The following is a 17020-nucleotide window of genomic DNA, read 5'->3' as shown; positions in this document are numbered from 1 at the left end:
GACCGACCGACACTCAAAAGAGTTGGGTAGGTGTCCTCTCCTACGTCACACAGAGGGCCAATCGGCATTCGCGGGCTATACCGTCTGCCTCTGGAGCACGAATTTCTAACAAAACACGGTGAGGGTCATACCTGTCAGACCACTACCGGCCGCACTGACAGCAGGCATAGTCTCTGCAGGTGTGCATGACCAATCAACATGGGAAGACGAGCGTTGCCCTTCTACGGTTTAGATCTTCTGGACGAAATTGAGCTTTACCTTCGCGGGAAGGCGACGAAGGCGGGCACGCCTTTCTTGGATGCCTCTGGGGCCGCCCTGTATTCCGACGCAAACTCACTGAAGCCTTCGAGGCTGTATTTCCTAGGGAAAAATCCGGGAGGGAATCCGACCAAACCCGATAACGGCACTATCGGCAAAAATCTCGTGGATGCCCGCGGACACTGGAATGCTTTTACTGGCGAGCGGTGGGACAATAACCAAGGTGGAGAGTATTCCGAAGGCGAAGCCCCCATACAGAAGCGAGTTCAGTTTCTATGCAAGCGACTGGGCCTGAACATTCAGGACGTCCCGGCGAGCAATCTAGTGTTCACGCGGTCCAGCGATGTTCCTGGGCACACCGATTACGCTCATGATCTGGAAATCTGCAAGCACGTGCACGAGTTGATCATCGATGCGGTCCAGCCAGATTTCATCTTCACGCATGGCACCGTTGACGTCTTTCTCGACGCATTCAACGGCCACGTAATCGAACCCAGCAGAAACTCAGGGCATGGCGAGTGGATGGCGCATCGCGGCTTCTTCACGATCGGGGGGCGCAAGATTCCATTCGGCAATGTGCCTCACCTGTCGAGGTATGAGATATCAGACACAAGCGACGCGCGCCTCGAAGCCCTGGATTGGGCTACGGAGTTTTGCCCGAGAGATTAGCAAGCCGTGGCCGATAGTGGTGGCTGATGGCATGGGCCAGTTCCGATGACGTAAAGCATGGCCCACGCCCACGCAGAATCGGGCGCGTCGGGGCACGGTAGAAACGAAAACGACCTGGCCCCATTACAAGAACAAGCTGCACGGATTTTGCACGGCTTTACGTAGCGAACACCGGCATTTTCCAGGATTTCACGGGCTACCAATGCGGAAAATCCCCGCGCCAACATGTGCGGCACCGGGATGTACATAGCAATTTCAATGAAATCGGATGGTGGGTGCGACAGGGATTGAACCTGTGACCCCCGCCGTGTGAAGGCGATGCAGATTGCATCTATCTATCTGATTATACACATCTATTTATTTGGCACGTCATTATGGCACGGATTTGGCACGTCGCCGGCGATATCCGGCCAGTCGGTATAAGCCAGCCATGCCATAATCGCAGTCCGATAGTGGTCGGGCATTTTTTTCGCGTACCGCGTCACCATGGTGATGGTCTGCCAGCCGCCATCCTCCTTCAATTTGAGCAAATCTTTGTGAACGCAGTAATGCCATGTCGCGAATGTGTGACGCATCGCGTGCGGAGTAAGGTCCGGCACAAACTGGCGCTTTGGCCGCCGCTCGCCATTGGGTGTCCACACCCGATCATGGCCCGGTAGACCGGCCCGCTTGCAGGCGTATGCCCACGCACTCTTGATCTGGCCGCCCCCCGTGCGCCCGGTGTCGTAATACCCCTCACCCACCTCCTTCCCCGATTCGGCGCCTGCCGGCCGGCGACTCCGAACGGGTCGGAACACGCGCCCCGTCCTGTGCCCGATGCCTGTCAGCGCCAAGATTACGACAGGGGGTAGGTCGATATGGCGTTCGTCTCCCTGCTTCTGCCAGACGACAGCGCGGCGCCCTTGCAGGTCGACATCCGCCCACTCCAGTTCCAGCGCCTCAGACATGCGGGCGCCTGTCGCGATCAGGAATACCAAGAGCGGCCGGACATGCTTGGCGGCAGAGTTCACGAGGTCCGTAGCCTCATCAGGACGCAGAAAGCGCATCTTGGTCTGGGCTACCCTGGGACGCTCGAACGCAGGTTTCGCGCACCATCCACGAACCGCCGAGAACTCAAGGATCGCCCGCAACGGGGTAAGAACGGCGCGAATCTTTGTTGCGCCAGAAGCTTCAGCACCCTTGGTTAGAATTGCTTTGTAAGCATGATCGAGGTCGCTTTGACCTATTGAGTCGACCTTGCGCCTTCCAAAGTGGTTGAGCAGACGCTCTGTGTGGGTAAGCGTTGTGGCGCTGCGCTGCTCAGCTTCGAGGTAGGCGGTTACGGCGCTGGCGAACGTAACGACGGCCCGCTTGCCGTAGACCGATTCTTCCCATAATTCCGCTTCGCGTTTTGCGCGGTAAGCCTCTGCCTGTTTTTGGTCAGAAGTTCCTGTGCTTTCAAATATGCCCTGTCCACGGACGGTTCCACGGACATAGAGCGTTTCGCGGCCTTTCCGCTTGACGATGGTAAGGGGCATTCAAGGCTTTCAAGCAGTCTGTTTAAGTCGTCTCGACGGAAAAATATCTTCCTCCCGATACGCCTATGGGTTGGTGCGCCGTTGAATTCCGGCACCCCTTTCAGGTGATTGAGCAGCTTCGTTCGCCCAACAATCCCGCGCAGATCAGACAGCGCCTGTTCGAACGTAATATAGCCATCAGCAATCAAGTCCCCCATCACCCCCCCTCCTGTCGGCATGAGTTCTCCAATGCGTCGAAGGCATCTCTGCATGTTCCAGTCAGAAAGATGCCTATTCCGTAGATTTGGAGACCAACGCTACCTGCCATAAAGAACGCGGCGATGGCCCCGGCGATCAGCAGGATGATCAACCACCAAACTAGGAAGCGGGCTTTGCGGATAACCATCACTCCCCCTCCCTACGCACGAGATACCAACCACGCTTATGCAGATCGCCCAGAACGTCCTGCGCATGGCGCAGTGCATGCGTCTCTGTTTCGTAGTCGCTACTGCCGCTCATTGCAGAGTGAAGAGCGGCGACCTCGCGCGCTTCTGACAGGCCTACCTCGATCTTGCCGAACGCCTCCCCGGCCTGCGGCGGCACGCACGGACCGACGTAGCGCCATCCGCTACCGAATGCACTGCATGGGCCGTAACAGTATCCCCATATGCGCCACTCCTGATCGAGCCACTCAAACGGGTGACTGCCGCATGTTGATCGCAACCAGTGGTAGGTCCGGTCCTCCGTCCCTTCCGGCGGCCTGCACTCGCGGTCAGTCATGACGCAAACCTCCTCCGACGCGCCGCGACCTGGCTGCGCCTCTGTTCCTTGGCTGTCTGACCGCCTTCCCCAAACCAATAGCGAACCGGAAAGGCGTCCTCATCACGCGCGATCATGAAATCGCCCCCATTTCGGCAGATGCGCCCTTTCGCGTCGGCACAGAGTGGGTTTGTACCGCCGATCCATGACGTGGCTTTGCACACCCACGTCTGGAAGCACCCGAACTCGCCGTCCGGCTCTCTCGACGGTAATGCGCGGTCAGTCATAGCTTGTCTCCGCTGGTGGTGCGGGGAGCGGCATCCAGTGGGTGCATTCATAGGAATGCCTTTCCTCCATTCCCCAACTCGCAACACTGTCGTCTGTCCAAGCCCCCTTCCATTCATACAGCCCAGTTTCTTCGTTGGTTTCGCCACTGAACTCCGCATCCCAATAAACGCGCACAACGAATGTCTTGCCGTCGTTTCTCTGCCATGAGGCCAGAATATTCGTCCCATCCCTCGGCGCACTCTCGATCGGACGCCATGCAGCGACGTCGGCGGCTTGGAGCACCGCGACGATTTCCCTTCGAAGGCATGCGCGTTCAAACTCGCGTTCATGGACCTTGCGATCATCCGTTTCATGCAGAACGACGGTTTTGCCTTCGCGTTCTTCCGCTTCATGATCGCGGATGACGTATCGCTTCTTTTCGTCCGTGCTGTAGTTAAAGCCGCCGATTGCCCCATCCCCCCATGTGCGATCTCTCCACCGACGCGCTTGCAGAACGGCGTCGATCGCCGCCTCGATCCTCGGGTCAGTCATGGCGCGCCATCTCCCTTCGTCTGCGCGGCGAGGGCTGCGGCCTCTGCTTCCTCTTCCGTCCCAAACCGATGAACATCTCCGTTCTCATCCATAAAAGCGAAGAAACTTGCCACCTCTGCCGCCTCACCAATTTCAGAGATTTGATACGCGTCATTGTATTCGATGAGGTCTGCAACCGATCCGGCGACGTTCTCCCCGTCGTCCTTCATATAAACCCACGTTTCTTTCAAGCGTGCGTCCATAGAAGCCTTATACTTGCGCAACTCCGCGATCTGCGCCGCCAGACGCTCCACCGTATCCAGCGCGTTCGACAGGTCTTTCGCGTTCGTCTCGTTCGCCGCGATCGAGCCTTCGCGGAAGCCTCTGCGTTCGGCTTCGGCGATGTGCATCTTGGCCACACCTTCTGCTAAGCGCGTGTCAATATTTAGCGTGGCAGTAAGGGACTTGACCTGATCCTCACGGCTCCGCATAGCGTCGGTCATGGTGCGACCTCTCTGCGCTTTAATGTCAGCCGGAGTTCTCGAATACGCGTAAGCATGGACTCAAACGAAGGAACATCATCATGTTTTGTTATCATCCCTAGAGCATCGGCAAGATCATACTGAAGCCCGGCTCTTTCGACCTGCATACCCAGCACCACTCCCTCGGCCTTATGTTTCGCATCAGCATGGCGCGAACATGCAGCGTAGGCTTCTCGAAGGAGGCTTTTACGCTCGCTCATCGCCCACCCTCCTGATCCATGGCGGACCGACAAGGTGCGGGCGTCTTGCGCCTCACGGGCGTGGTAAATGCTCTTTCAACATCCCACTTTGCCACCGCAATCCTATAAGAAAGGGTCAGCTCATTTATACCCAAAAACCTGGCCCAATCAGTTAACACCATAGTCCTTCCATTGAAGGAAATTCGATTACATGTCCTCTGATTCTTGCGCTGCTGCATGGCTGTGGCCCACCGACAATTATTCGGGTCATATCCAGAATTATTATCAATCCTGTCTAATGTGCAGAGGTTGGGCTTGTTTCCCATATCGGAAAAGAAATTGTCGAACGAGATCAACCAACGGTCGCAAATATTAATCCCTCTGCCTCCATAGTTGTTAAACTGAGCATGCTTCTGATTTAAGCACCTTTGCTTCATATCGGAGTAGCACTGTCGTGTAGCGCGCGTAGCGATGATCATGGACTAAAGCTCCTCACACATGGCGGCGTCGATTGCGGCGCGGTAGTTGAGACTCCCCGACGATGTCATCACTGCATCAATCGGCCTTTTGAACGTAGTCTGAGGTAATCCCCGGGCTAAGGCCGCAAGGGACATCTGTCGCTCCCACCAATCCAGCCGCTCCGTGTCAGTTCGTGGTGTGGTCATGGCTTTTCTCCCATGGCGCGGATGCGTCCCGCACATTGGAGGCCCACGTTAGGCGGGGATAATTCAGTTCCCCTCCATTCATTCCCCACATCTTCTACAACCTGAGCGCACATCTCGATCGTCTCCGCGCGCACTTGCGCCTCCCGTTCGGCCACCTGCTCCCGCGTGAAAAGCTGCATGCCCAGGTGCGCCGTGCTGACCGGCGGGATCGTGGGCGGGGTCTGTTCGTTCAGTTTGGTCATTCGAAGTCTCCCATAACCCACGCTGCCCAAACCGCAACTATTCCGATTACCGCTGCACAGAAGAACGATACGATCGCCACAGCCTTCCAGTTGATGAACCAAAGTGCAGCATAGATCGCAGCAGATGGTGATAGGCAAAGTGCCGCTTGTTTCTTAGTCATCGTCTCACTCTCCACCCGCGTCCCGTACGCCCATCCCGCCACCACGTGGCGAGGCATCGCAGGAAACGGGTCATCCAGGTTTACGCATCTCTGCAAGGGCGCGCGTCAGGTCCATTGAGGACCGCCGACAAGCCCCACTCTCCTTGGGGGTCGGCCAAATGTTATCTTTAGGAGTGTCGAGAAGAGCATTTGCGCGCTCTACAAACCGCAAAGCCTCTTCGACGGCTATGGTGATTGTTTCTCTGTTCATTTCGATTTTCTCTCGTGCTCCCGCGACTGTTTGCGCGGGATGTGTAGGGGGATGGCGTTCATGCGGTGGCTGCGAACGGATCGCCCAATACCCCCAAGGAGCGTTGAACCGCAGCGTCGATCTCTGCGGCCCGATCCGGCAACATTGGGCGGATCGCCTTCATGCCATTCATGTATGCAGACGACCCGGTGAACGCCTCCAGGTCGCCCATGCTGGCAATCTGGCCGATCTCGGCTAGCGTCTTGTCCACCCATGCGTTGGCGCGTGCAGCCACATCCGGCACCGCGTCATTGCTTGGCTTTGCCTCATACTCTCGCCGCTCCTGAAGCGTCTGGATGTCGACGCGGAGAGGCTTGACCAGATACAGGCCGCGCCTTCCCTTCGTGGTAATCACTGAAACCTGCCGCTGCTCAGGGATGTGCGACAGGTGACTTATGCGAACGCCGCCGGTCTTATCCTTGCCGAACGACACGTTTGCGTCCCGATAGACCGTCAACGTCTTGCCGACGTACTCAATCGAGTTCGGTCCCCACAGTTCGAGAAGAACGCGGCGCATTGTCTTGCAGGGCTTGAACGGCTTCTTTCCGCAATTTTCATAGAAGATCGAGACCGGCTGATCTTCCGCCTTATTCACCCGCACCGATGTCACGGTAATCGTCCACGGCCCGGCACGCAGATCATCAGCGGTGATCTGGTCGCTGTTCGGCGCAACCGTTTCAGCAATATCCGACATCACACAATCTCCAGTTCTTCGCGGCGCACGGTGTCAAAAAACCGGATGCCTGCATTGTTCAGGGCCGCGTCATATTCCGCTTGCCGTTGGCTCACTTCGCTCTCGAATGACCGCGCTGCATCCAGAAGCCTGGCATGCATGGCAGGATCAGGAAGGACGCGCAGAACCATCATTTTCCCGCCGCCCATAGCTGGGTAGCTGATGAAATCGCACCATTTGCGCTGCGTCACGAGCAATCCCGTCTGTATCTGCGCCATGTATTCAGCAGGCACGACCTGATCGATGATCGTCTGCGCTTGAAGCGCGTGCGCACGCGACTTGACCTCGATCAGGCCGTCGTCGCCAACGAGGCCATCCGGTGAATAGCCAAGGGTGAATCCCCATTTATCCTCAGTGACAAACCCCACTTCATCCACAATCGCCACTTCACGCGAGTAAAGCAGCTTGGCCTCGCTCTCATCATCATGCCCGCGCAGCATTGCGGCGTTCTGATGCACAGGCTCGGCAATCCCGGTAATCCGCTGCGAGAGAAGATCCATCACCAGACGTCGCGACTTATCGTTCTTGGCTGATTTGCCGGTCGTAGTCAGAAGCTGTCCAATCGTGCTGGCTGTCAGCACGCCGCAACGTGCCTGCAACCATTCCTCTGTTCCCTGCTGGAGATCGTGATAAATCTTCACGCCACCCCTCCCTGCACAACCCGCAGCGGTATCCGCAGCCCGCGCACACGCTCGCCATAGTACCGGGCGTTGCGGTCCGCTTCCTCTGCCTGAGCCGCGAAGTCGACGTTGTTCGGGATCGGCCCGAACGCACGCATCATCGCTGCCATCTTGCGGTTCGCCTCAGCCGTGCGCCGTGCATCCGCGTAGCGCTGTGACAGGGTTTTATCGCCGCTCATGCGGGCTCTCCCTTCGCTTTTGCGAGAGCAGCGCGGGCGCGCTCCACAATATAAGGGTCATCCAAAGCGCTGTCGGCACCGCCTTGATAGTTCATGATTTCGTCAAGCGCCTCGGCCAAATCAGGGGAGGCGGAGATCAGGCGAGCATCGGGACAATCGATCCCGCGAATATCCAGTCGGTAGACACTGCCGTTCTTGCGGGCTTCTTCAACCCCACGGACAGATCGGTCGCCAACCTCAAATTGAAGCAGCTTGCTTGCATCGACTAGACCGCGTCCTTCTGGCTGGAACTGCGGCTGAGCGCCTTTCATGCCCCAACGCTTGAACCCCATGACGTACCTGCGTCCTGAGTGCGTCGTTGCTAGATAGACTTCGGGGATCCCTCCGGCATAACCAAACCATCCCCATGGACCCGGCGTCCATTTCCCGGTCATGCGGGCTCTCCCACCAATTCGCGCGTCTCCTGCATCATCGTCCAGAGAGCCCCCTCGCATCGGCCGATCAGATCGTCGACGCTTGCAGCCAATTCTCGATTCTTGATCTCGTTGGAGATGTGAATCTCCTTAAGGACGCGACGGGCCTCTTGCAGGGTCGCGCCCACTTCGTTGGCTTCCTCGATCTTCACAGCACGCCCTCCATCCGGAGTGAGCGCGCGTGGTCGGCGCGGGTGTACGGCTCGGCGTCGAGCCAGTCGCGCATGCCCTGCCGCTCGACCTCTTCAGACGCCAGCTTTTCGGCATTGGACAGCGCGTCGTTCAGCGCGATGCCCATATCCTCCAGCACCGCGTCGGGGTCAGACTGGCGCTCAAAGCTTTCCTTGAGGGCCGTCAGAAAGAGAACCATCTGCGCGCGGTCATAATGCTTATCGCGCAGGTCTTTAGGTATTGCGATCATCACATCACCTATTCCGTTGAATGCTTGCCGGACACCGGCTTCGTCTGGGTCGCGCGCAGCGGCCCAGCGTGAAGCGGGTGCTTAGGCGGCCGCCTGTTCTTTGAATTTGTGCCAGACCGCCGTGCGCAATTTCACGAATGCAATGAGCGCCTGATATTCTCGCCCTGCTTGGCTGTCACCATGATGGCTTGCAACACGCGCCTCGAACTCATCAAGCGTGCCGTTAAAGCATCCACGATTGACGCTCACTCCCTCTTTCGTGCGGAACCATGTCAGTGTTCCGGCTTCAGACCCAACGATGCTGCACCAGCCAATATGAATGCGCGGCTCAACCCGCGCGTCGCCGGAGACCCACGCGTTGCCGTAGACCCGCGCGTTGCCGGAGACCCACGCGTCGCCGGAGACCCACGCGTTGCCGGAGACCGCTAAGTTCGCCTCAGTCTCGACGTAACCACCCAGATCACCGGCCTGAACGCCGACGGCGGCAATCGCAGCGAGAGCGCGGATGCGATGGAGCGTGCGCCCAGACACCTTCTTCGTGTCGCCATCGACGAACTCGTATTTCTTGTTCTCGGCGCTGGTCTGCATCTTCCCATCCTCCAGGCCCGGCGGCGCGGGCGGTGTTGATGGGTATTATGTCGCATATACCGACACTCATGGTCAACCGTAAATGTCGTCTACACCGACATTTCTCTCGGAGGTTCGTGTCGCGCTTCGATAGATTTTGTGACACTCTGCCGTGATCGGAGGACGCAATGCGCAAGCAACTGACTACACTTGGATTTGTCGCCACTTTAACGGCATGCGCCAGCAGCCCGGAGCATATACAGCCGACCTATGTGGCTGATACTGCATATGCCAGCCAGTCATGCAGTGAGCTTGGGCAATCGGAAGTGCGCGAGACGGACATGCTAACGGCGCTTTCCGATAAGCAGCACCGGGCACACAAGACTGATACCTGGGGCGTCATTGCGCTTGGCGTCCCACTTTCAGAACTGAGTGGGTCTGACGTGTCTCGCACTCTGGCGCTCGAAAAGGGCAAAATGGACGCTATCCATCGCGTGGAAGCTGAGAAGTCATGCCCTGGAGCGCCCGCTCCCAAGTCATAAAAAATCCCGCCGGAGCGGGAGGGGGTTGGCCTCGGGGTGTGACGCCTGCGATCAGAACCAGTGAAACCCTTTTGCCATCAGGGCGGCGAGTCCGAGCGCGGTCGTAATCAGCGCACCAAACGTGAGCCGGAAATCGCGGTCATGCCGCTCATCGAACTTGTCAAAGCGCGTGTCGATACGATCCATGCGCTTCTCGATCCTATCGAGAGGCGCCTTCGTATCCTTGGCGATCTGTTCCAGAACGGCTACACGCGCTTGCATAATCGAATCATGGGGAGGTTCATCGCCGCCGTCAATGGTCGGTTTAGGCGGCGACTCGCCAGCGGAGGCACCCCCGCCCTGCACCAATATCAAATGCGGATTATTCTTTAGAGGGGATGCCATCGATAATCGTCTCAGCTATTTGGATCGAGAAATTGAGAACGTATGAACAATTTTCACATATCAATGAATAAACTGGCAAACCTTTATCAAAATTTACCTTGAAACCAGAGTCTTTGTCTATGGCAGGGACCAAATAATCGCGAAGACTGTCGCTGACCATAAAGTTTTCACTTCCACAAACCGGGCATTTTAACGTTATGCCCTTTTTTTCAAGCGCTTCCGGTAATTTATATACCTGATGTTCGCTCATATTCGCACTCCCTGTGATTTAGCCCCGCCCCCACACCATAGAAAACATATTGCGTTCTGTTTCTGTTCTCGACATGATGCAGCATGCGGAACAGGGAACGGGTCGAGTGGGGTGATGGGTCAGGCAGCACTGGATTTGGACTTAGCAAGAAGCTCAGCCAAAAGGCCGTCCATCATCCGTTGCCTGTGGCAATCATCCACACCTCTCCAGATCCTGAGGAGACGGCTCTCCTCCGGACCATGGGCCACATCCTCAGGATTCTCGATCGCGACAAGCGTCGTGCCTCGATAAAGATAATCCATGGAGACACCGTAGAAATCGGCTAGCGCGCAAAAGGTCTGGAACCCTGGATCTTTCCCGTTCTCAATCTCAGTTAGGTGATTCCGGCTGATCCCGACCGCCTCCGCGGCAACAGCCTGGACGAGCCCCCGGCTCTTGCGGAGGCTGCGCAACCGGTCACCCATAGTGCGTAAGTCACTCATCGGAATATGATGGCAGGCGCAAAAATAGCATGGGTCGCACGGAGCGACATTTCGTGTTGACGTTAAATGTCGGTATGTGCGACATTTCTCTCCATGGAACCTTCGGAACTCATTAAGTTGGCTGGCGGCTGTAAGCGGGTAGCTGAAGCTGTTGGGTTGAAATCGCACTCGACAGTGCTTGGGTGGAAAACCATTCCTCCCCACCACTGCCCCACTATTGAGGCAGTATTCGACATCCCGCGCGAAGAACTGCGCCCGGACCTGTTCGCCCGCACCCCGGCCACCGAGGTGGCGCGATGAGCATCCGTCTCCCCACTGCGTGGACCGCCATCGCAGTCTATTCGGCGTCTGACCGCAAATTCATACCGTTGCCGGGTGCGCCGATGACAGAGGCGGATGCCTATGCGCGCGGGGACGTCGTTTGCCGGACGGCGAAAGACAGAGGCCGGTCCATCCTTCAGATCAAGGCGAAATGACATGGCGCAAGCTATTATTCTTCCGACCTCTTCAGGATACCTGCAACTCGGCCATAAACTGACTGCCGGCATCCAGACAAGCATTGAGAATTTCCTCACGTTCGATGAAGCTGAGAGCTTCGGCGTCAAGAACGGCATCGCGCTCAAATATTGGGACAACACCCGTGCCTGGCGTCGCGAAGACGTTGTCGCCCTCCACTCCGTCTCTGGTCTCTCTGCGCATGATACAGCCATGAAGATTGGGTATTCCCTCGGACGGGTCATCTCATTCGCGATGCGCGCTGAATCATTCGGCGCAGTTAGCATTTCGCGATCTGGCAAGCGGGCAGAGTGGGCCTTGGCACGGACGCATCTTGGCGATTCCCTGATCGATGGGTGGAGGGTCTCTGATCGATGACCATCCCCGCGCACCTCGAATGGACGCGCAAGATCGGCGGCCGCGCGATCGACTGGGCGCTGGTATGGCCCGAGGTCGAGGCGCGGGCGGCAGCCGGCCAGAGCATGCTGCGGATCAGCGCTGATCTCCACATCCGGGTGGAGACGCTCAACACTTACGGCGCTCTGCGGTTCCAGCAGACGAAGGCAGTCAGTGATGCGCCGCCGACGCGCACTTGTGCGTGCTGCCGGGAGAAGTTCAGGCCCGCGACGCAGTTCATTTTTCGTTGCGACGGATGCCGGTCCAGTGCGCGGCAATACCGTAACGATGCACAGTTTGTAGCTTGAGGAACGCATGGCCGGTTCAGTCAATAAAGTAATTCTCGTAGGGAATCTTGGGAAAGATCCCGAGGTTCGGAACACGCAGGCTGCGGGCAAGGTCATTTCTCTGACCGTCGCCACGTCCGAGACGTGGAACGACAAGGCGTCGGGCGAGCGCAAGGAGCGCACCGAGTGGCACCGCGTCGTGATCTTCAACGAACGCGTGGCCGATGTTGCCGAACGCTTCCTGCGCAAAGGCCGCAAGGTCTATATCGAAGGGTCGTTACAAACTCGCAAGTGGACCGACCAGTCGGGGCAGGAACGCTTCACGACCGAGGTCGTTATTGATCGTTTTCGCGGCGATATGGTGCTGATCGACAGCAAGCCGGCGGATGCTGACGCGGCCCCGCGCCAGTCCGAGCGCCCGGCGCAGACCGGCGGCTATAACGCTGGGCGTGGCTCCATGTCGGACGGCTGGTCGGCTCCGGACGACGCCGACGAAATTCCGTTCTGACCGTCCATGCACCCTCACACCAACAATATGACAGCCAACGCCGTGACGAGTTCGTTCCTCGTCGCGATGTCGGCTGTCGGGTGCAGGGTGCGCCATAGCTGGGCCGTGTTCGCGAGCCAGTTCTCAAGGAACGGCTCTTCTGCCGAGAGGCGCTTCCTGTCGAAAGCGTCCCAGCGTTTCATCATTTCGTGCTCTTCGTCCTCCATCGCAGTTGTCCTCTCATCCGTTCATCGCAGTTCGGATGATGGAGGAACGCGATGCGTAAAAGTAGGGGACAGAACCACCGAGATTTTCGGTGTGGGAGGCATTGCATGATCGATGCCGCCACCTACTCCGAGACAGTGACAGGCATCCTGCGCCGGAATTACGGCCAGGTGCGTCACGCTTCAAAGCTGCTCGCGCGTGCTGTCGGCACGACACCGCGCACAGTCGAGAACTGGTTTGCCGGGATCAACGCGCCACGCGGCGCCGAACTGATCCGGCTCATGCAACAATGTGACGATCTCCGTGACGAGATCTTCCGAATTGTCGGAGAAGGCCAATGCCAAAAGGCTTTGGAGTTGAACTCGGATGGTGCGGATTCGGGCAGCATGAAGGCCCTCCCCGCATCTTCTGCCTCGGCTTCATTCTGATCGCCGTGTTCCCGAACGGGATCGAGGCCGCGTTCGCGAGCTATGTCGTGGCTCTCAAGGTCAAGCGCGCGGGCGTGTCGAAATGACGCGCTCCAACAGCATAGACGACGTGGATGTATGCAGGATTGTCAACCGATGGGTTGCTAATCACCGCAACGAGCAGCACGCCGCCAGCGTCGCCGGAATATCCCGCCAGGCGCTCAATGCGCAGCGCAACGGCCTCAAGCCATTTTCCGACCGTGTCCTAGCCGCTGCCGGCCTCCGCCGCGTCGTCACCGTCCATTATGAATTCGTGGAGCAATCGCATGTCTGACGAAATGACCGGCCACAACAGCAGCGTTGGCGGGATTGCGGCGGATCGCCTGCGGTCCCTGGTGGAACGTGTGGAAAGATTGGAGGAGGAGCGCAAGGCGCTTTCATCCGACATCCGCGACATCTTCGTGGAAGCCAAGAGCGCGGGCTTCGACGTCAAGACGATCAAGCAGATCATCCGCATCCGGAAGATGGAGCCGGCGGACGTGGAAGAAGCGGAAACGCTGCTCGACATTTACCGCCGCGCGCTGGGGATGTCGGTCTGATGCTGAACCCCTTCCGCAAAGCACCCTCGGCGCTGGAGGCAGAGAACGCTCGCCTCCGCGCCGAGAACGCCCGGTTTCTGGATATCGTCGCCGGTCAGAAACGCAAGATCGAGGCCATGGACCGGATACTGCGTGAAAACGCGAAGCGCCGGGATGCGTCGGGGAGGTTTGCATGCGCACGCTGACGTTCACCCTCCCGGATCCGTTCCCCCTGCTGAACGTCCAGCAACGCAAGCACTATCGCACGCGTCAGCGCGAGAAGATCGCGACCGCGCGCCGCATCGCGGCGGAACTGTCTGGTGAGATCCCCGCGGAGCCGTTCACGCGCGCGCATGTCCTGATCATTCGCTACTCTACTGGCACGCCGGACCTTGATGGCCTGTACGGCGGCGCGAAGGATCTGCTCGACTGCCTGACGACACCCGAGTTGCAGGCCAACGGGAAGATCCGGAACAAGTTCGGGATCGGCCTGATCGTGGACGACAGCCCGAAGCACATCACGCTGACTGTCGAGCCGAGGGTGTGCAAGCGCGCAGAGGCCAGGACGGTTGTGACTGTGACGGAGATGGTGGGCGCGGAGGTGATGGCATGACGGATCTTCCCGCCCCCCTGACGCCGCCAGACTGCGACCTGCGGGGGTATGACTTCATGCCTATCCTCGGGCATCGTCTGTTCCAGTCGTCGCTTTATCGCATCGCAGTCGTCACCAATCCTCGCGCGGGGCTGGCTGCCATTAAGCTCTGGTGGGAGGCCTGGAACCAAGTGCCGTGCGGTAGCCTGCCGGATAACGAGATCGAACTGTCTGTCATGGCTGACTTCGGCGCTGACGTGAAGGGGTGGCGTAAATGCTCTGACCTTTCAATGCGCGGGTTCGTCAAATGCTCCGATGGCCGCTGGTATCACCCAGTCCTCTGCGCAGAGGCGATCGAGAAGTTCAGATTTCGAGAGAAACACGAAGCGAAACGCGGCAAAGATCGTGAGAGACTTGCACAGTGGCGCGACCGTCAGCATGGCAATGGGGCGACGAAACGCGCTTCAGGTCATGCTGAAACAAGCGATGAAACGCACGATGAAACGCGTTTCACAACGGACGAAAACGAAAAAACCGGCGTTTCGTCGCAGGGTAAGAGAGAAAGAGAGAAAGAGACTCTACTCCCTTCGGTCGTAGAGAGGGGCGCGCAAACCGCGCCTGCTCCGCCGCGCAAGCCGACGAAGCGCGGGTCTCGCATCCCCGACGACTGGGCGCTTTCCGGCGACCTCAGGGCATTTGCGCTGGGGAAAGGCTTCGATTTTGTGCGGGTCGAGCACATCGCCGAGAAATTCAAAAACCACTGGCAGGCCAGTTCCGGCTCCAATGCGACGAAGATCGACTGGGATGCGGCCTTCAGGGTCTGGGTGAACAACGAGTTCGACCGGTTCCCGCCTGGTCCGACTGTCCGACCCGCGCAGAACCGAGGCGAGCAGCCCCTCGACCGCATGACGCCGCAGGAAAAACGACTAGCCGTCTGGGCCAATGTGCCCGACGTGGAAGGGGTGTGACGATGAACCAGATTTCCGAAATTCTGCCGTGCGCGATTGCCGCCTACCGTCCATGCGGCGGGAATGTCCGTGCGCTGATATCCGCCAAGCGGAGTGGGACGCCGCTTCTTCGCCGCGACATCACGCCCGATGACGTCGCTGTGGCCCGCGAGCAAGCGCGTATCGCCGCGTCCGGGATGGAGGCGACGACGCCCGGCGTTGTCATGGCGTGGCTGAAGAAACTGGTGCCGATGGTCGCCAATGCGCCGTACGACGAACCCGCGCTCGTTGCGGCCTGCGAGGCGATCGTCGACGTGTGCGGCGCGCTCCCTCGCGGATGCTGGACGCCGGAGACGCGGAGGGCATGGGCGCAGCAGCCAGCGGTCGGCGGTCGACTCCCTGGCACGTTCTGGCCCCGTCCGGCCGAACTCTACGCGCATCTTCGCCCCTACGCCGACGCGATCAAGGTCGAGCTTGACGGCTGCAACCACATCCTCGCCATCGCGTCACAGCCGCAGGAAGAACCGCGGCGCCCGGCGACGGACGAGGAAAAGCGCGCCGTCGCACGGCAGATGGACGAACTGCGTGCCGAAGCCGCAGCCGCGAAAAAGCGCGAGGATCAGATCCGCAAGTTCGGGACGATCATGCCCGGCAGCGACGTGACGCTGCGCGGACAAGCGCTGATCGATGCCCTGAAGCACGCCCTGCCGAAGATGAGCCCCGGGATGCGCGAGGTGACGGAAGCCAGGATCGTGATGCTGGAACGCAATCAGACGCTGGTCGCGGAACTCGAATCCTCAAACATCGAGAAAAGCGCAGAAAATGGCTGATTTCCCTGTACTTTCCCCCATGTTCCGTGATTCAATCACCACCATGCACAACGACATCTGGCCCGGCGCGATGACGGACGAATACCGGGCGAACCTCGCGCCGGCGATCGACTGGTCGAAGTGCGCGGCTCGCACGCAGCAGCAATTCGGAGCGCCGCTCGGGTCGTATGTGGCCGCGAGAGCCTCGACGTTGGTCGCTGAGGGCGGTGCGGAGTGTGGCGGGTCACATTGCGCGTCTGGGAACGAAAAGCCGCTGTGCGGCGATCTGGTGGGGTGTGGGTGATGGTGGTCGAGGGGCATACGATTGATAGCGAGACGGTAGCGCGTTTTGCCGAGTTGATGAGGGCTTACCCACCTAACACATTCACGTATCCGGAAGTCGTGCGGCTTGCCCTGAGCGCGGGTGTCCCACATGAGGCTGCGCATCGGTTCGCGGACCGGATGCTGCAACGCATGAAGCGGAACGGCTTCATTTCCTGCGCGCGATCTTCGAAGGTATGGCGCCGGGTCGCGACCATTCCGAACGAGTGGCTGCAGGTGCAGGCATGACCCGCACCTCGCAATCCCGGCTGCACGCCGGCAAGCGGGGCGCAGCGCAGAGGAAAGCGCGGCGGCAGGGGTACAGCTACGCGGGCGACATCCGTGACAGCGGCATCCGGGCGGATCTTGTCTTGTTGTTCATTTCCTGGATGAACATTGACCAATCCCGGAAATTCCCACGCCTCACTGCTGCCTTCCTTCACGGCGTGCAGGACTGGGCGCGGAAGCATGGGGGTGCGGCATGATCGCCTTCATCCGCCGTCGCGTGTGGCCGTGGTCGGAGATCGACGATCTAAAGCGGAGGCTCCGAGATTCTCAAGAGATGACAAGATGGTGGTTGAAAGAAGTCCGAGCCATTAGACGCGGCATCGTGGCTGATCGTGTCAATGCCAAACCAAAGCGCGACGAGCGGGGGAGGTTCGTGAAGTGAAGAGAATAGTGATTCTGGCCGCTCCGATCGTGTGGAT

Annotated in this window: 34 protein-coding genes; 16 read left to right on the top strand and 18 right to left on the bottom strand. The window is 58.8% G+C overall.

Features of this window, described 5'->3' with window-relative positions:
* Positions 1-213: 213 nt before the first annotated feature.
* Positions 214-927 (top strand): hypothetical protein, encoded by a 714-nt coding sequence (locus tag HUK82_RS02230; protein WP_176612403.1) that lies wholly within the window; start codon positions 214-216, stop codon positions 925-927.
* Between the two features lie 353 nt (positions 928-1280).
* Here HUK82_RS02230 and HUK82_RS02225 read toward each other — a convergent pair whose 3' ends face one another.
* From HUK82_RS02225 to HUK82_RS02165, 14 genes are all read right to left on the bottom strand, one after another.
* Positions 1281-2444: a tyrosine-type recombinase/integrase gene (locus HUK82_RS02225; RefSeq protein ID WP_176612402.1), complete on the bottom strand. Its 1164-nt coding sequence runs from the start codon at positions 2442-2444 to the stop codon at positions 1281-1283.
* Positions 2445-2828: 384 nt separating this feature from the next.
* Positions 2829-3203, bottom strand: a complete 375-nt coding sequence (locus tag HUK82_RS02220) for a hypothetical protein (protein ID WP_176612401.1) — start codon at positions 3201-3203, stop codon at positions 2829-2831.
* Between the two features lie 258 nt (positions 3204-3461).
* Complete coding sequence (locus tag HUK82_RS02215) at positions 3462-4001, bottom strand: DUF551 domain-containing protein (RefSeq protein ID WP_176612400.1); 540 nt, start codon at positions 3999-4001, stop codon at positions 3462-3464.
* The gene (locus HUK82_RS02210; protein ID WP_176612399.1) at positions 3998-4483 is read right to left on the bottom strand and encodes a hypothetical protein; all 486 of its coding nucleotides are present in this window, start codon (positions 4481-4483) and stop codon (positions 3998-4000) included. Before HUK82_RS02210 ends, HUK82_RS02215 begins: the two co-directional genes overlap by 4 nt.
* Positions 4480-4722 (bottom strand): hypothetical protein, encoded by a 243-nt coding sequence (locus tag HUK82_RS02205; RefSeq protein WP_176612398.1) that lies wholly within the window; start codon positions 4720-4722, stop codon positions 4480-4482. Before HUK82_RS02205 ends, HUK82_RS02210 begins: the two co-directional genes overlap by 4 nt.
* Positions 4723-5362: 640 nt before the next feature.
* Positions 5363-5608, bottom strand: a complete 246-nt coding sequence (locus HUK82_RS02200; RefSeq protein WP_176612397.1) for a hypothetical protein — start codon at positions 5606-5608, stop codon at positions 5363-5365.
* Positions 5605-5769 (bottom strand): hypothetical protein, encoded by a 165-nt coding sequence (locus HUK82_RS17160; RefSeq protein ID WP_212647880.1) that lies wholly within the window; start codon positions 5767-5769, stop codon positions 5605-5607. Before HUK82_RS17160 ends, HUK82_RS02200 begins: the two co-directional genes overlap by 4 nt.
* 308 nt (positions 5770-6077) lie before the next feature.
* Positions 6078-6752 carry a hypothetical protein gene (locus HUK82_RS02195; protein WP_176612396.1) on the bottom strand — a complete coding sequence of 225 codons (675 nt, stop codon included), beginning with the start codon at positions 6750-6752 and terminating at the stop codon, positions 6078-6080.
* Positions 6752-7432: a lambda exonuclease family protein gene (locus HUK82_RS02190; protein ID WP_176612395.1), complete on the bottom strand. Its 681-nt coding sequence runs from the start codon at positions 7430-7432 to the stop codon at positions 6752-6754. The genes HUK82_RS02195 and HUK82_RS02190 overlap by 1 nt, the downstream gene beginning before the upstream one ends.
* Positions 7429-7650 carry a hypothetical protein gene (locus HUK82_RS02185; protein WP_176612394.1) on the bottom strand — a complete coding sequence of 74 codons (222 nt, stop codon included), beginning with the start codon at positions 7648-7650 and terminating at the stop codon, positions 7429-7431. The genes HUK82_RS02190 and HUK82_RS02185 overlap by 4 nt, the downstream gene beginning before the upstream one ends.
* Positions 7647-8084, bottom strand: a complete 438-nt coding sequence (locus tag HUK82_RS02180) for a hypothetical protein (protein WP_176612393.1) — start codon at positions 8082-8084, stop codon at positions 7647-7649. Before HUK82_RS02180 ends, HUK82_RS02185 begins: the two co-directional genes overlap by 4 nt.
* On the bottom strand, positions 8081-8275 hold the full coding sequence (locus HUK82_RS02175; RefSeq protein WP_176612392.1) for a hypothetical protein: 195 nt from the start codon (positions 8273-8275) through the stop codon (positions 8081-8083). The genes HUK82_RS02180 and HUK82_RS02175 overlap by 4 nt, the downstream gene beginning before the upstream one ends.
* The gene (locus HUK82_RS02170; protein WP_176612391.1) at positions 8272-8544 is read right to left on the bottom strand and encodes a hypothetical protein; all 273 of its coding nucleotides are present in this window, start codon (positions 8542-8544) and stop codon (positions 8272-8274) included. The genes HUK82_RS02175 and HUK82_RS02170 overlap by 4 nt, the downstream gene beginning before the upstream one ends.
* Before the next feature lie 81 nt (positions 8545-8625).
* A complete protein-coding gene (locus tag HUK82_RS02165; protein ID WP_176612390.1) occupies positions 8626-9132 on the bottom strand; it encodes a hypothetical protein in 507 nt (168 codons plus the stop codon).
* 167 nt (positions 9133-9299) lie between these two features.
* Here HUK82_RS02165 and HUK82_RS02160 point away from each other — a divergent pair, with 167 nt between their 5' ends.
* Positions 9300-9653 (top strand): hypothetical protein, encoded by a 354-nt coding sequence (locus HUK82_RS02160; RefSeq protein WP_176612389.1) that lies wholly within the window; start codon positions 9300-9302, stop codon positions 9651-9653.
* A 51-nt stretch (positions 9654-9704) separates the two neighbouring features.
* Here HUK82_RS02160 and HUK82_RS17155 read toward each other — a convergent pair whose 3' ends face one another.
* The 3 genes from HUK82_RS17155 to HUK82_RS02145 all read right to left on the bottom strand — a co-directional run bounded on the left by HUK82_RS17155 (position 9705) and on the right by HUK82_RS02145 (position 10769).
* Complete coding sequence (locus tag HUK82_RS17155; protein WP_212647879.1) at positions 9705-10037, bottom strand: hypothetical protein; 333 nt, start codon at positions 10035-10037, stop codon at positions 9705-9707.
* On the bottom strand, positions 10015-10287 hold the full coding sequence (locus tag HUK82_RS02150; protein WP_176612388.1) for a hypothetical protein: 273 nt from the start codon (positions 10285-10287) through the stop codon (positions 10015-10017). The genes HUK82_RS17155 and HUK82_RS02150 overlap by 23 nt, the downstream gene beginning before the upstream one ends.
* 119 nt (positions 10288-10406) lie before the next feature.
* Positions 10407-10769 (bottom strand): helix-turn-helix domain-containing protein, encoded by a 363-nt coding sequence (locus HUK82_RS02145; RefSeq protein WP_218061496.1) that lies wholly within the window; start codon positions 10767-10769, stop codon positions 10407-10409.
* 66 nt (positions 10770-10835) lie between these two features.
* On the opposite strand from HUK82_RS02145, the gene HUK82_RS17650 reads away from it, so the two are divergent.
* The 4 genes from HUK82_RS17650 to ssb all read left to right on the top strand — a co-directional run bounded on the left by HUK82_RS17650 (position 10836) and on the right by ssb (position 12455).
* Positions 10836-11069 (top strand): YdaS family helix-turn-helix protein, encoded by a 234-nt coding sequence (locus HUK82_RS17650; protein WP_373318294.1) that lies wholly within the window; start codon positions 10836-10838, stop codon positions 11067-11069.
* Positions 11070-11246: 177 nt separating this feature from the next.
* Positions 11247-11642, top strand: coding sequence for a hypothetical protein (locus HUK82_RS02135; RefSeq protein WP_176612385.1), 396 nt, complete (start codon positions 11247-11249; stop codon positions 11640-11642).
* A complete protein-coding gene (locus HUK82_RS02130; protein ID WP_176612384.1) occupies positions 11639-11968 on the top strand; it encodes a hypothetical protein in 330 nt (109 codons plus the stop codon). The genes HUK82_RS02135 and HUK82_RS02130 overlap by 4 nt, the downstream gene beginning before the upstream one ends.
* Before the next feature lie 7 nt (positions 11969-11975).
* The gene (gene ssb / locus HUK82_RS02125) at positions 11976-12455 is read left to right on the top strand and encodes a single-stranded DNA-binding protein (RefSeq protein ID WP_176612383.1); all 480 of its coding nucleotides are present in this window, start codon (positions 11976-11978) and stop codon (positions 12453-12455) included.
* Between the two features lie 14 nt (positions 12456-12469).
* Here ssb and HUK82_RS02120 read toward each other — a convergent pair whose 3' ends face one another.
* On the bottom strand, positions 12470-12661 hold the full coding sequence (locus HUK82_RS02120) for a hypothetical protein (protein ID WP_176612382.1): 192 nt from the start codon (positions 12659-12661) through the stop codon (positions 12470-12472).
* A gap of 105 nt (positions 12662-12766) precedes the next feature.
* Between HUK82_RS02120 and HUK82_RS02115 the strand changes: the two genes are divergently transcribed.
* The 10 genes from HUK82_RS02115 to HUK82_RS02070 all read left to right on the top strand — a co-directional run bounded on the left by HUK82_RS02115 (position 12767) and on the right by HUK82_RS02070 (position 16798).
* The gene (locus HUK82_RS02115) at positions 12767-13087 is read left to right on the top strand and encodes a helix-turn-helix domain-containing protein (RefSeq protein ID WP_176612381.1); all 321 of its coding nucleotides are present in this window, start codon (positions 12767-12769) and stop codon (positions 13085-13087) included.
* Positions 13088-13169: 82 nt separating this feature from the next.
* On the top strand, positions 13170-13400 hold the full coding sequence (locus tag HUK82_RS02110; protein ID WP_176612380.1) for a hypothetical protein: 231 nt from the start codon (positions 13170-13172) through the stop codon (positions 13398-13400).
* Positions 13393-13665 (top strand): DUF2312 domain-containing protein, encoded by a 273-nt coding sequence (locus HUK82_RS02105; RefSeq protein WP_176612379.1) that lies wholly within the window; start codon positions 13393-13395, stop codon positions 13663-13665. Before HUK82_RS02110 ends, HUK82_RS02105 begins: the two co-directional genes overlap by 8 nt.
* Positions 13665-13850: a hypothetical protein gene (locus HUK82_RS02100; protein WP_176612378.1), complete on the top strand. Its 186-nt coding sequence runs from the start codon at positions 13665-13667 to the stop codon at positions 13848-13850. Before HUK82_RS02105 ends, HUK82_RS02100 begins: the two co-directional genes overlap by 1 nt.
* Positions 13838-14257, top strand: a complete 420-nt coding sequence (locus HUK82_RS02095) for a hypothetical protein (RefSeq protein WP_176612377.1) — start codon at positions 13838-13840, stop codon at positions 14255-14257. Before HUK82_RS02100 ends, HUK82_RS02095 begins: the two co-directional genes overlap by 13 nt.
* Entirely contained in the window at positions 14254-15204 is a 951-nt protein-coding gene (locus HUK82_RS02090) for a hypothetical protein (RefSeq protein ID WP_176612376.1), read from the top strand. Before HUK82_RS02095 ends, HUK82_RS02090 begins: the two co-directional genes overlap by 4 nt.
* Before the next feature lie 2 nt (positions 15205-15206).
* Positions 15207-16013, top strand: a complete 807-nt coding sequence (locus HUK82_RS02085; RefSeq protein ID WP_176612375.1) for a hypothetical protein — start codon at positions 15207-15209, stop codon at positions 16011-16013.
* 19 nt (positions 16014-16032) lie between these two features.
* Entirely contained in the window at positions 16033-16296 is a 264-nt protein-coding gene (locus HUK82_RS02080) for a hypothetical protein (RefSeq protein ID WP_176612374.1), read from the top strand.
* Complete coding sequence (locus tag HUK82_RS02075) at positions 16296-16562, top strand: hypothetical protein (RefSeq protein WP_212647878.1); 267 nt, start codon at positions 16296-16298, stop codon at positions 16560-16562. The genes HUK82_RS02080 and HUK82_RS02075 overlap by 1 nt, the downstream gene beginning before the upstream one ends.
* The gene (locus HUK82_RS02070) at positions 16559-16798 is read left to right on the top strand and encodes a hypothetical protein (protein WP_176612372.1); all 240 of its coding nucleotides are present in this window, start codon (positions 16559-16561) and stop codon (positions 16796-16798) included. The genes HUK82_RS02075 and HUK82_RS02070 overlap by 4 nt, the downstream gene beginning before the upstream one ends.
* Positions 16799-17020: the final 222 nt, after the last annotated feature.

The organism is Ameyamaea chiangmaiensis (assembly GCF_013376175.1).
GTDB lineage: Bacteria > Pseudomonadota > Alphaproteobacteria > Acetobacterales > Acetobacteraceae > Ameyamaea > Ameyamaea chiangmaiensis.
This window is presented reverse-complemented; position numbering and strand designations above follow the sequence as displayed.

Bases quoted from the DNA above. Each gene is read 5' to 3' on its own strand.
- HUK82_RS02145 (WP_218061496.1), bottom strand. From the start codon at position 10,769: ATGAGTGACTTACGCACTATGGGTGACCGGTTGCGCAGCCTCCGCAAG.
- HUK82_RS02100 (WP_176612378.1), top strand. From the start codon at position 13,665: ATGCTGAACCCCTTCCGCAAAGCACCCTCGGCGCTGGAGGCAGAGAAC.
- HUK82_RS02220 (WP_176612401.1), bottom strand. From the start codon at position 3,203: ATGACTGACCGCGAGTGCAGGCCGCCGGAAGGGACGGAGGACCGGACC.
- HUK82_RS02180 (WP_176612393.1), bottom strand. From the start codon at position 8,084: ATGACCGGGAAATGGACGCCGGGTCCATGGGGATGGTTTGGTTATGCC.
- HUK82_RS02205 (WP_176612398.1), bottom strand. From the start codon at position 4,722: ATGAGCGAGCGTAAAAGCCTCCTTCGAGAAGCCTACGCTGCATGTTCG.
- HUK82_RS17155 (WP_212647879.1), bottom strand. From the start codon at position 10,037: ATGGCATCCCCTCTAAAGAATAATCCGCATTTGATATTGGTGCAGGGC.
- HUK82_RS02130 (WP_176612384.1), top strand. From the start codon at position 11,639: ATGACCATCCCCGCGCACCTCGAATGGACGCGCAAGATCGGCGGCCGC.
- HUK82_RS02170 (WP_176612391.1), bottom strand. From the start codon at position 8,544: ATGATCGCAATACCTAAAGACCTGCGCGATAAGCATTATGACCGCGCG.
- HUK82_RS02185 (WP_176612394.1), bottom strand. From the start codon at position 7,650: ATGAGCGGCGATAAAACCCTGTCACAGCGCTACGCGGATGCACGGCGC.
- HUK82_RS02215 (WP_176612400.1), bottom strand. From the start codon at position 4,001: ATGACTGACCCGAGGATCGAGGCGGCGATCGACGCCGTTCTGCAAGCG.
- HUK82_RS02210 (WP_176612399.1), bottom strand. From the start codon at position 4,483: ATGACCGACGCTATGCGGAGCCGTGAGGATCAGGTCAAGTCCCTTACT.
- HUK82_RS02195 (WP_176612396.1), bottom strand. From the start codon at position 6,752: ATGTCGGATATTGCTGAAACGGTTGCGCCGAACAGCGACCAGATCACC.
- HUK82_RS02085 (WP_176612375.1), top strand. From the start codon at position 15,207: ATGAACCAGATTTCCGAAATTCTGCCGTGCGCGATTGCCGCCTACCGT.
- HUK82_RS02110 (WP_176612380.1), top strand. From the start codon at position 13,170: ATGACGCGCTCCAACAGCATAGACGACGTGGATGTATGCAGGATTGTC.
- HUK82_RS02120 (WP_176612382.1), bottom strand. From the start codon at position 12,661: ATGGAGGACGAAGAGCACGAAATGATGAAACGCTGGGACGCTTTCGAC.
- HUK82_RS02225 (WP_176612402.1), bottom strand. From the start codon at position 2,444: ATGCCCCTTACCATCGTCAAGCGGAAAGGCCGCGAAACGCTCTATGTC.
- HUK82_RS17650 (WP_373318294.1), top strand. From the start codon at position 10,836: ATGTCGGTATGTGCGACATTTCTCTCCATGGAACCTTCGGAACTCATT.
- HUK82_RS02115 (WP_176612381.1), top strand. From the start codon at position 12,767: ATGATCGATGCCGCCACCTACTCCGAGACAGTGACAGGCATCCTGCGC.
- HUK82_RS02135 (WP_176612385.1), top strand. From the start codon at position 11,247: ATGGCGCAAGCTATTATTCTTCCGACCTCTTCAGGATACCTGCAACTC.
- HUK82_RS02095 (WP_176612377.1), top strand. From the start codon at position 13,838: ATGCGCACGCTGACGTTCACCCTCCCGGATCCGTTCCCCCTGCTGAAC.
- ssb (WP_176612383.1), top strand. From the start codon at position 11,976: ATGGCCGGTTCAGTCAATAAAGTAATTCTCGTAGGGAATCTTGGGAAA.
- HUK82_RS02160 (WP_176612389.1), top strand. From the start codon at position 9,300: ATGCGCAAGCAACTGACTACACTTGGATTTGTCGCCACTTTAACGGCA.
- HUK82_RS02090 (WP_176612376.1), top strand. From the start codon at position 14,254: ATGACGGATCTTCCCGCCCCCCTGACGCCGCCAGACTGCGACCTGCGG.
- HUK82_RS02070 (WP_176612372.1), top strand. From the start codon at position 16,559: ATGACCCGCACCTCGCAATCCCGGCTGCACGCCGGCAAGCGGGGCGCA.
- HUK82_RS02075 (WP_212647878.1), top strand. From the start codon at position 16,296: ATGGTGGTCGAGGGGCATACGATTGATAGCGAGACGGTAGCGCGTTTT.
- HUK82_RS02150 (WP_176612388.1), bottom strand. From the start codon at position 10,287: ATGAGCGAACATCAGGTATATAAATTACCGGAAGCGCTTGAAAAAAAG.
- HUK82_RS02200 (WP_176612397.1), bottom strand. From the start codon at position 5,608: ATGACCAAACTGAACGAACAGACCCCGCCCACGATCCCGCCGGTCAGC.
- HUK82_RS17160 (WP_212647880.1), bottom strand. From the start codon at position 5,769: ATGACTAAGAAACAAGCGGCACTTTGCCTATCACCATCTGCTGCGATC.
- HUK82_RS02165 (WP_176612390.1), bottom strand. From the start codon at position 9,132: ATGCAGACCAGCGCCGAGAACAAGAAATACGAGTTCGTCGATGGCGAC.
- HUK82_RS02105 (WP_176612379.1), top strand. From the start codon at position 13,393: ATGTCTGACGAAATGACCGGCCACAACAGCAGCGTTGGCGGGATTGCG.
- HUK82_RS02080 (WP_176612374.1), top strand. From the start codon at position 16,033: ATGTTCCGTGATTCAATCACCACCATGCACAACGACATCTGGCCCGGC.